2 pseudogenes are annotated in these 873 nt (G+C 60.8%); one reads left to right on the top strand and one right to left on the bottom strand.

The window, feature by feature from the left end:
- Positions 1-459: pseudogene (locus tag C0V97_RS18745) on the bottom strand (TonB-dependent receptor); the annotation flags it as partial.
- Between the two features lie 219 nt (positions 460-678).
- Here C0V97_RS18745 and C0V97_RS18740 point away from each other — a divergent pair.
- Positions 679-873 (top strand): annotated as a pseudogene (locus tag C0V97_RS18740) (gluconolactonase); the annotation flags it as partial.

Genomic DNA, 873 nt, shown 5'->3' with positions numbered 1-873 from the left:
GCCGCGCACATGGATCTGGCCGAAGCTGTCCTGCGCTACGCCAGGGGCCTGAAGCAGCAGGGTGTTCAGCGGGGCGTTATCGCCACCTGGATTGGTCTCGATATCGCGCCGCGTGAAGCGATAGGTCGTGGCACCGGTCGAGGATTGCAGGGATGAGCGGATTTCATCGAGGCGCGCATTGACGATGATATGCTCCTCATGGCTCGCCTCGCTATCCGCTGGTGAGACCGCGCCGTGATTGTCGAATGACGTGCGTGAGCCGCTATCAGCTGCCTCCTTTGAGGGCGAAACCGCCGGGCTCTTGGGGGCGGTGGGGTGTGCTTTGGGGGCGAGGCGCGTGCCGGGCTGTGCATCACGGGCGTTCGCAGCGGCAGATTGCGCGCGGGCGGGCAGGGTCAGGGCGATGACGGAGCAGGACAGGAGCAGGCCGGCCGACCACAGGGAGCGGGGTGACATCATGACAATCCAACAGGCTGGGAACGGAATATATCGGCTTCGTTCCTATTCTGTATGATATAACATAACAATAGTGATCAGGGTGTCGATGCGCCTCTATTGCAGAGTGTGACAAATTGGCGACAGGCCGCGAGCTCATGAAAAGCATTTTAGGGAGGAAGCTACCGCCTCAGCCCGGCGTTCGTTGAAAACCTATGCATTCCCGACTGAGGTCATCTCGCCATGAAGCGTCGATCCTTTCTTTCCGCTGCCTCTCTTGCGCCTGCGATGGGGTTGGTAACGCCCGCTCTCGCAGCAGGAAACGCCGATGACGGCACGAGTTCATCGGGAGATTTTGACATTGTGGCGCGTTTCGACGGTCCGGGCCCATCGGGTGTGGCGGTGCTGCCCCAAGGGGGGCATGGTCGTAAGCTTTTC

The organism is Asaia sp. W19 (genome assembly GCF_003994335.1).
Taxonomy (GTDB): Bacteria; Pseudomonadota; Alphaproteobacteria; order Acetobacterales; family Acetobacteraceae; genus Asaia.
This window is presented reverse-complemented; position numbering and strand designations above follow the sequence as displayed.